Consider the following 8457-nt stretch of genomic DNA (forward strand, 5'->3'; position numbering starts at 1 on the left):
CCGGACATGGCTAACTTTTTTATCAGGCGTCCTATCTTTGCCTGGGTACTGGCCATCATTCTGATGATGGCGGGTGCTCTGGCAATTATGCAACTGCCCGTGGCGCAGTACCCGACCATCGCGCCTCCTGCCGTATCGGTTTCCGCCACCTACCCAGGTGCGGATGCGCAAACGGTACAGGATACCGTCACGCAGGTTATCGAACAGAATATGAACGGTATCGATAACCTGATGTATATGTCCTCCACCAGCGATTCTGCCGGTAGTGTGACCATCACGCTGACCTTCCAGTCCGGTACCGACCCCGATATCGCGCAGGTTCAGGTGCAAAACAAACTGCAGCTCGCCACTCCACTACTGCCGCAAGAAGTTCAGCAGCAGGGGATCAGCGTCGAGAAATCCAGTAGCAGCTTTTTGATGGTCGCGGGTTTTGTTTCTGACAACCCACAAACCACGCAGGATGACATTTCCGACTACGTCGCCTCGAACGTTAAAGACTCGATCAGCCGTCTGAATGGCGTGGGTGACGTGCAGCTGTTTGGTGCGCAGTACGCTATGCGTATCTGGCTGGATGCAAACTTGTTGAATAAGTACCAGCTCACACCGGTTGATGTGATCAATCAGTTGAAGGTGCAGAACGATCAGATTGCTGCCGGTCAGTTGGGCGGTACGCCTGCGTTGCCTAATCAGCAGCTTAATGCCTCTATCATTGCGCAAACGCGACTGAAAGACCCTGAAGAGTTCGGCAAAGTAACTTTACGCGTGAATAGCGATGGTTCGGTCGTTCACCTGAAAGACGTTGCACGCATCGAGTTGGGGGGGGAGAACTACAACGTAGTCGCGCGTATTAACGGGAAACCAGCATCCGGTCTCGGGATCAAACTGGCAACCGGGGCAAACGCGCTGGATACCGCAAACGCTATCAAAGCCAAGCTGGTTGAACTGCAACCGTTCTTCCCGCAGGGAATGAAGGTGGTCTATCCGTACGACACCACTCCGTTTGTAACCATCTCCATTCATGAAGTGGTAAAAACGCTGTTTGAAGCGATCGTGCTGGTGTTCCTGGTCATGTATTTGTTCCTGCAAAACATCCGGGCTACGCTCATTCCAACCATTGCCGTACCTGTTGTATTGTTGGGCACATTTGCCGTACTTGCCGCGTTTGGCTACTCAATAAACACCCTGACGATGTTCGGCATGGTACTCGCCATCGGCCTATTGGTTGATGATGCGATAGTGGTGGTGGAAAACGTGGAACGTGTGATGATGGAAGATAATCTGCCGCCCAAAGAGGCGACGGAAAAATCCATGTCACAAATTCAGGGCGCGCTGGTCGGTATCGCCATGGTGCTGTCTGCGGTATTTATCCCGATGGCCTTCTTTGGCGGCTCAACCGGGGCTATCTATCGGCAGTTCTCTATCACCATCGTTTCTGCAATGGCGCTTTCAGTGCTGGTAGCGCTGATCCTGACTCCCGCGCTTTGTGCAACGCTGTTGAAGCCGGTATCGGCTGAACATCACGAGAATAAAAGCGGTTTCTTTGGCTGGTTTAATGCCAAATTTGATCACAGCGTCAATCATTACACCAATAGCGTCAGCGGTATTGTGCGTAAAACCGGGCGTTACCTGGTCGTCTACCTGATTATCGTGATTGGGATGGCGGTGTTGTTTATGCGCCTTCCAACCTCCTTCTTGCCAGAAGAAGATCAGGGCGTATTCCTGACAATGATTCAGCTTCCGGCCGGTGCAACGCAAGAGCGAACCCAGAAAGTGCTGGATCAGGTTACGCATTACTACCTGAACAACGAGAAAGCCAACGTCGAAAGCGTCTTTACGGTTAACGGCTTTAGCTTCAGCGGGCAAGGGCAAAACTCAGGGATGGCGTTTGTCAGCCTCAAGCCCTGGGAAGAACGCAGTGGCGACGAGAATAACGTTGAATCGATTATCGCCAGAGCAACCCGTGCGTTTAGCCAGATTCGTGACGGCTTAGTGTTCCCTTTCAACATGCCAGCCATTGTTGAACTGGGTACCGCAACCGGCTTCGACTTCGAGCTGATTGACCAGGGCGGGCTGGGGCATACCGCGTTAACACAAGCGCGTAACCAACTGCTGGGTATGGTTGCTAAACACCCTGACCTGCTGGTTCGCGTGCGTCCAAACGGTCTCGAGGATACCGCCCAGTTCAAGCTGGATGTCGATCAGGAAAAAGCTCAGGCCCTTGGTGTCTCGCTGTCCGATATTAATGAAACCATCTCCGCTGCGCTGGGTGGCTATTACGTCAATGACTTCATTGACCGTGGCCGCGTGAAAAAAGTGTACGTACAGGCCGATGCCAAATTCCGTATGTTGCCGGAAGACATCAATAATCTGTATGTTCGTAGCGCCAATGGCGAAATGGTACCGTTCTCCACGTTCAGTTCCGCACATTGGATCTACGGTTCACCACGTCTGGAACGTTACAACGGTATGCCTTCTATGGAACTGTTAGGAGAAGCTGCGCCAGGCCGAAGCACCGGTGAAGCGATGGCGCTGATGGAAAGCCTGGCAGAGAAACTGCCTAACGGTATCGGCCATGACTGGACGGGTATGTCCTATCAGGAACGACTCTCAGGGAACCAGGCGCCTGCGCTGTATGCTATCTCGCTCATCGTTGTCTTCCTTTGCCTTGCCGCATTGTATGAGAGCTGGTCGATCCCGTTCTCGGTGATGCTGGTTGTACCGCTTGGCGTGGTTGGCGCACTGCTAGCCGCATCGCTACGTGGGATGAATAACGACGTGTACTTCCAGGTTGGGTTGCTAACCACTATCGGCCTCTCGGCTAAAAACGCCATTCTGATCGTCGAGTTTGCCAAAGACCTGATGGATAAAGAGGGTAAAGGGCTGATCGAAGCGACGTTGGAGGCATCCCGCATGCGTCTTCGCCCTATCCTGATGACATCCCTGGCATTTATTCTGGGGGTTATGCCTCTGGTTATCAGCCACGGAGCGGGTAGCGGTGCACAGAATGCGGTCGGCACAGGTGTAATGGGGGGAATGCTAACCGCAACATTGTTGGCGATCTTCTTCGTTCCCGTCTTCTTCGTTGTCGTCAGACGGCGTTTTAGTCGGCACACTGATTAATTTGTAAAATAAAGGCGTCTACGGACGCCTTTTTCATCGGTACACTCTCTCTTTGTTTATTAATAAGATAGCCATTTATTTCATTTAAGTCGGTCATTAAAACCCGCCCGCAACCTTTCTTTTTATCCATTATTTTTACAATCCACATGAATTGAGATTATTCCTTCTGTCAGTCTTTTTTTAAGAGGTGGTAAAATAATGACCGAGTTCGCAGATGGCTTAGCGCTTGTCTTTGCTCAATTAGCGAAACGCTTATTTTTGAGGTAACACCATGAAAAGATTAATATCCGTTGCATTGCTTACCGCGTTTCTTGCCGGTTGTGCACACGATTCTCCTTGCGTACCTGTATACGACGATCAGGGACGCCTGGTCCATACCAATACCTGTATGAAAGGCACCACGCAGGATAACTGGGAAACAGCCGGTGCCATCGCCGGTGGCGCAGCCGCCGTTGCCGGATTGACGCTTGGGATAGTTGCCCTGACCAAATAACTCTTCTTAAAGGTTTTAAAGGCGCGGTGGTTACCGCGCTTTTAGCAATAAAATAAAATTCACATATAAGACAAAACGTTGGTTTATAGCTCTTCCTGAATAATAAAATTATTATAGATATCCCTCACATATCCACGATTTGAAAGTAGCATTTTTCCTGTTCTTTGTTACACCGCGTTTTCTTTTCATTATTCTCACGCGATCAATATTAACGTCCGAAATCGTTATCACGCGTCCTGTCTAATTTTAAAATTTTTGCGCTGAAATGTGGCTTACGTTTCAATTTTGCACCACTTCAGGGCGCTGCATTTATTTTTTCCTGTCTACACTCTGCATATTGCGTCGAATAATCGTGCGCAAAAACCTGGCACTACCTTTGCTTAAAAGAGTATGGCCAAAGCCACAGACCGGTAAAAGACGTTTTCAGAACGTTTTCATAACAATAATTCCTCCACACAGGATGCTCTATGAAAAAGATGATAATAGCCAGCCTGGCTGCGGCCGGCGTGCTCCTTGCGATAGCAAATCAGGCGCATGCCGGCGCAACACTTGATGCCGTAAAGAAAAAAGGGTTTGTGCAATGCGGGATCAGTGACGGGTTGCCTGGCTTCTCTTACGCCGATGCGAGCGGTAAGTTTTCAGGTATTGATGTCGACGTATGCCGAGGCGTTGCCTCCGCCGTATTTGGCGATGATACCAAAGTAAAATATACCCCGCTCACCGCCAAGGAACGTTTCACCGCGTTACAGTCTGGCGAAGTCGACATGCTCTCGCGTAATACCACATGGACCTCCTCTCGTGATGCAGGTATGGGCATGTCTTTCACTGGCGTAACCTATTACGATGGCATTGGTTTTCTTACCCACAATAAAGCCGGCCTGAAGAGCGCGAAAGAACTGGATGGCGCAACGGTGTGTATTCAGGCAGGAACCGATACCGAACTGAACGTGGCTGACTACTTTAAAGCCAATAATATGAAGTACACCCCTGTCACGTTTGACCGCTCGGATGAATCAGCCAAGGCTCTGGAATCAGGACGTTGTGATACGCTGGCCTCCGACCAGTCTCAGCTATATGCCCTGCGCATCAAGCTGAGCAATCCTGCAGAATGGATTGTCCTGCCAGAAGTTATCTCTAAAGAACCGTTAGGTCCGGTTGTACGTCGTGGCGACGATGAATGGTTCTCCATTGTTCGCTGGACGCTGTTCGCCATGCTGAACGCGGAAGAGATGGGGGTTAACTCGAAAAACGTTGATGAAAAAGCGGCTAATCCTGCAACGCCGGATATGGCGCATCTGCTAGGTAAAGAAGGGGATTATGGCAAGGATCTGAAGCTTGATAACAAATGGGCTTATAACATTATTAAGCAGGTAGGTAACTACTCGGAGATCTTTGAACGTAACGTTGGATCGGAAAGTCCGTTGAAGATCAAACGTGGACAGAACAACCTCTGGAACAACGGTGGCATTCAATATGCGCCACCGGTGCGCTAATGCAAAGTGATGTAACGGGCGCCGCAGCTGCGGCGCTCAGCCCAGAGCCATTGTTACCGAGGTTTTCTTATGCTTCATCGCCGCTCAACCGTAAAAGGATCGCTATCCTTTTCTAACCCTGCGGTCCGCGCCTGGTTATTCCAAATACTCGCCGTCATTGCGGTCATTAGCATTGCGGTCTATCTCATTCATAACACGATTAATAACCTGAGCAGTCGCGGTATTACCTCGGGATTTTCTTTTCTCGACCGCAGCGCCGGATTTGGTATCGTCCAGCATCTGATTGATTACGAGCAAGGCGATACCTATGGCCGCGTGTTCCTGGTCGGCCTGCTTAATACGCTGTTAGTTTCCGCACTATGTATCGTCTTCGCTTCATTTCTCGGTTTCTTTCTCGGGCTGGCACGCCTGTCAGATAACTGGTTATTGCGAAAGCTCTCCACGGTCTATATCGAAACGTTCCGCAATATCCCGCCGCTATTGCAGATCTTCTTTTGGTATTTTGCCGTATTACGTAACCTACCCGGCCCACGTCAGGCAGTGAACGCGCTGGATTTGATGTTTCTGAGCAACCGGGGGCTGTATATTCCGGCGCCGCAAATGGGAGAAGGTCTTTTTGCCTTTTGTACTGCGGTCCTTATTGCCATCGCTGTCACCTTCGGACTATTTCGCTTCAACAGAATGCACCAGATCAAAACCGGTCAGTTACGCCGTACCTGGCCCACAGCTCTGGCATTATTCGTATTTTTACCGATGATTTCACAATGGTTTTTTGGCGCGGCCCTTCACTGGGATATCCCCGAGCTACGCGGTTTTAACTTCCGTGGCGGTATGGTGCTTATACCTGAACTGGCGGCTCTGACGCTGGCGCTTTCAGTGTATACCTCAGCGTTTATTGCAGAAATTATTCGGGCAGGAATTCAGGCTGTTCCTTATGGCCAACATGAGGCAGCACGCTCTCTGGGTTTGCCAAATCCGGTGACGCTCCGCCAGGTCATCATCCCACAGGCGCTGCGCGTCATCATTCCTCCACTAACCAGTCAGTACCTGAATATCGTTAAAAATTCTTCGCTCGCTGCCGCCATTGGCTACCCGGATATGGTTTCCCTGTTTGCTGGCACGGTACTCAATCAAACGGGACAAGCCATTGAAACTATTGCCATCACGATGTCGGTGTACCTGATCATCAGCCTGAGCATTTCTCTCCTGATGAATATTTATAACCGTCGTATCGCACTGATCGAGCGCTAAGGAGCCATGATGACAAAAGCACTACTGTCTCACCCCTCGCGCCAGAGCAGTAACCCGGCAAGCAGCTGTCTGTTCTGGGTTCGCAAAAACCTGTTCTCCACTTGGTCAAATAGCCTGCTCACGCTGCTATGCGTGTGGCTAATTTGGTCCTTCCTTCCACCGCTGTTGAACTGGGTATTTTTTCAGGCCAACTGGATAGGCTCTACCAGAGCTGACTGTACCAAAGCGGGGGCCTGCTGGGTGTTCATTCATGAACGCTTCGGACAATTCATGTATGGACTTTACCCACACGATCAGCGCTGGCGCATAAATCTGGCCCTGCTGATTGGCCTTGTTTCAATCGTTCCCATGTTCTGGAAAATCATTCCCCACCGTGGTCGTTATATCGCCGTTTGGGCAGTTCTTTATCCTTTGGTGGTCTGGTGGTTGATGTACGGTGGTTTTCTCGGACTTGAGCGGGTAGAAACCCGGCAGTGGGGCGGGTTAACGCTGACGCTTATCATCGCATCCGTCGGTATTGCGGGTGCACTCCCGTGGGGGATTCTACTGGCATTGGGACGTCGTTCTCATATGCCAATCGTTCGGATTTTATCCGTCATTTTTATTGAGTTCTGGCGCGGCGTACCGTTGATCACCGTCCTGTTTATGTCCTCTGTCATGCTCCCTCTGTTTATGTCGGAGGGGACCAGCATCGACAAGCTTATCCGGGCACTGGTCGGCGTCATTCTTTTCCAGTCAGCCTATGTTGCAGAGGTAGTTCGTGGGGGATTACAGGCCTTGCCAAAAGGTCAGTATGAAGCGGCTGAATCACTGGCCCTGGGGTACTGGAAAACCCAAGGGTTAGTCATTCTTCCACAAGCTCTCAAGCTGGTTATTCCTGGTTTGGTTAATACGATTATTGCCCTGTTCAAGGATACCAGTTTGGTCATCATCATCGGCCTGTTTGATCTCTTCAGCAGCGTGCAGCAAGCAACCGTGGATCCTGCATGGCTGGGTATGTCGACTGAAGGATATGTTTTTGCCGCACTGATTTACTGGATCTTTTGTTTCAGTATGTCGCGTTACAGCCAACATCTGGAAAAACGTTTTAATACCGGGCGTACACCGCACTGAGGAATTTATGAACCAATTATTAATGCAGTCTACTGACGCGATGATTACGCTGGAAAACGTCAATAAATGGTACGGACAGTTCCACGTTTTGAAAAACATCAATCTGCAGGTAAAACAAGGAGAGCGTATCGTCTTATGCGGTCCTTCCGGCTCGGGTAAATCGACAACTATCCGTTGTATTAACCATCTGGAAGAGCATCAGCAAGGACGTATTGTGGTGGATGGGATTGAACTCAATGAAGACATTCGCAATATTGAGCGCGTCAGGCAAGAAGTTGGCATGGTCTTTCAACACTTCAATCTCTTTCCTCATTTGACGGTCCTGCAAAACTGTACGCTGGCACCAGTCTGGGTGCAAAAGATGCCGAAAAAAGAGGCTGAAGTGTTGGCAATGCACTACCTTGAGCGAGTTCGCATTGCTGAACATGCGCATAAATATCCTGGGCAAATCTCTGGTGGACAACAACAGCGCGTGGCCATTGCACGTTCGTTATGTATGAAACCTAAAATTATGTTGTTTGATGAACCCACATCAGCGCTGGATCCAGAAATGGTGAAAGAGGTGCTTGATACCATGATCGGTCTGGCGCAATCGGGTATGACTATGCTGTGCGTTACCCATGAAATGGGATTTGCCCGCACGGTGGCCGACCGCGTGATCTTCATGGATCTTGGCGAGATTGTGGAGCAAGCGCCGCCAGATGAGTTTTTTGCCAATCCCAGGTCAGAACGTACGCGGGCATTCCTGTCGCAGGTGATTCATTAATCTTCTGTTTTGCCCGGTGGCGTTGCGCATACCGGGCTTACAGGTTAGCAAGAAGCATAACGCAAAAAGGCCATCCTTTCGGATGGCCTTTTCACTTATTTGATGTCTGGCAGTTCCCTACTCTCGCATGGGGAGACCCCACACTACCATCGGCGCTACGGCGTTTCACTTCTGAGTTCGGCATGGGGTCAGGTGGGACCACCGCGCTACAGCCGCCAGGC

6 protein-coding genes and 1 rRNA gene are annotated in these 8457 nt (G+C 50.3%); 6 read left to right on the forward strand and 1 reads right to left on the reverse strand.

The features are described 5' to 3' along the window. Nucleotides 1-6 precede the first annotated feature (6 nt). The 6 genes from FHD02_RS16310 (at nucleotide 7) to FHD02_RS16335 (ending at nucleotide 8236) form a co-directional block, all read left to right on the forward strand. Nucleotides 7-3120 (forward strand): efflux RND transporter permease subunit, encoded by a 3114-nt coding sequence (locus FHD02_RS16310; protein WP_042311363.1) that lies wholly within the window; start codon nucleotides 7-9, stop codon nucleotides 3118-3120. A 271-nt stretch (nucleotides 3121-3391) separates the two neighbouring features. Further along, entirely contained in the window at nucleotides 3392-3613 is a 222-nt protein-coding gene (locus FHD02_RS16315) for a lipoprotein (RefSeq protein WP_003025292.1), read from the forward strand. 467 nt (nucleotides 3614-4080) lie between these two features. Then, nucleotides 4081-5106: an amino acid ABC transporter substrate-binding protein gene (locus tag FHD02_RS16320; protein WP_038634415.1), complete on the forward strand. Its 1026-nt coding sequence runs from the start codon at nucleotides 4081-4083 to the stop codon at nucleotides 5104-5106. Between the two features lie 69 nt (nucleotides 5107-5175). Beyond that, a complete protein-coding gene (locus FHD02_RS16325; protein ID WP_061382544.1) occupies nucleotides 5176-6357 on the forward strand; it encodes an amino acid ABC transporter permease in 1182 nt (393 codons plus the stop codon). Between the two features lie 9 nt (nucleotides 6358-6366). Next, nucleotides 6367-7470: an amino acid ABC transporter permease gene (locus FHD02_RS16330; RefSeq protein WP_137360160.1), complete on the forward strand. Its 1104-nt coding sequence runs from the start codon at nucleotides 6367-6369 to the stop codon at nucleotides 7468-7470. Between the two features lie 7 nt (nucleotides 7471-7477). After that, nucleotides 7478-8236 carry an amino acid ABC transporter ATP-binding protein gene (locus FHD02_RS16335; protein ID WP_042311366.1) on the forward strand — a complete coding sequence of 253 codons (759 nt, stop codon included), beginning with the start codon at nucleotides 7478-7480 and terminating at the stop codon, nucleotides 8234-8236. A 104-nt stretch (nucleotides 8237-8340) separates the two neighbouring features. Here the strand turns inward: FHD02_RS16335 and rrf are convergent. Next, nucleotides 8341-8456 (reverse strand): 5S ribosomal RNA (gene rrf, locus FHD02_RS16340). Between the last annotated feature and the right edge of the window lies 1 nt (nucleotide 8457).

Origin of the sequence: Citrobacter sp. EC_71 (assembly GCF_019584005.1) — a bacterium.
In the GTDB taxonomy this organism is placed as follows: Bacteria; Pseudomonadota; Gammaproteobacteria; order Enterobacterales; family Enterobacteriaceae; genus Citrobacter; species Citrobacter werkmanii.

Bases quoted from the DNA above. Each gene is read 5' to 3' on its own strand.
- FHD02_RS16310 (WP_042311363.1), top strand. From the start codon at position 7: ATGGCTAACTTTTTTATCAGGCGTCCTATCTTTGCCTGGGTACTGGCC.
- FHD02_RS16315 (WP_003025292.1), top strand. From the start codon at position 3,392: ATGAAAAGATTAATATCCGTTGCATTGCTTACCGCGTTTCTTGCCGGT.
- FHD02_RS16320 (WP_038634415.1), top strand. From the start codon at position 4,081: ATGAAAAAGATGATAATAGCCAGCCTGGCTGCGGCCGGCGTGCTCCTT.
- FHD02_RS16325 (WP_061382544.1), top strand. From the start codon at position 5,176: ATGCTTCATCGCCGCTCAACCGTAAAAGGATCGCTATCCTTTTCTAAC.
- FHD02_RS16330 (WP_137360160.1), top strand. From the start codon at position 6,367: ATGACAAAAGCACTACTGTCTCACCCCTCGCGCCAGAGCAGTAACCCG.
- FHD02_RS16335 (WP_042311366.1), top strand. From the start codon at position 7,478: ATGAACCAATTATTAATGCAGTCTACTGACGCGATGATTACGCTGGAA.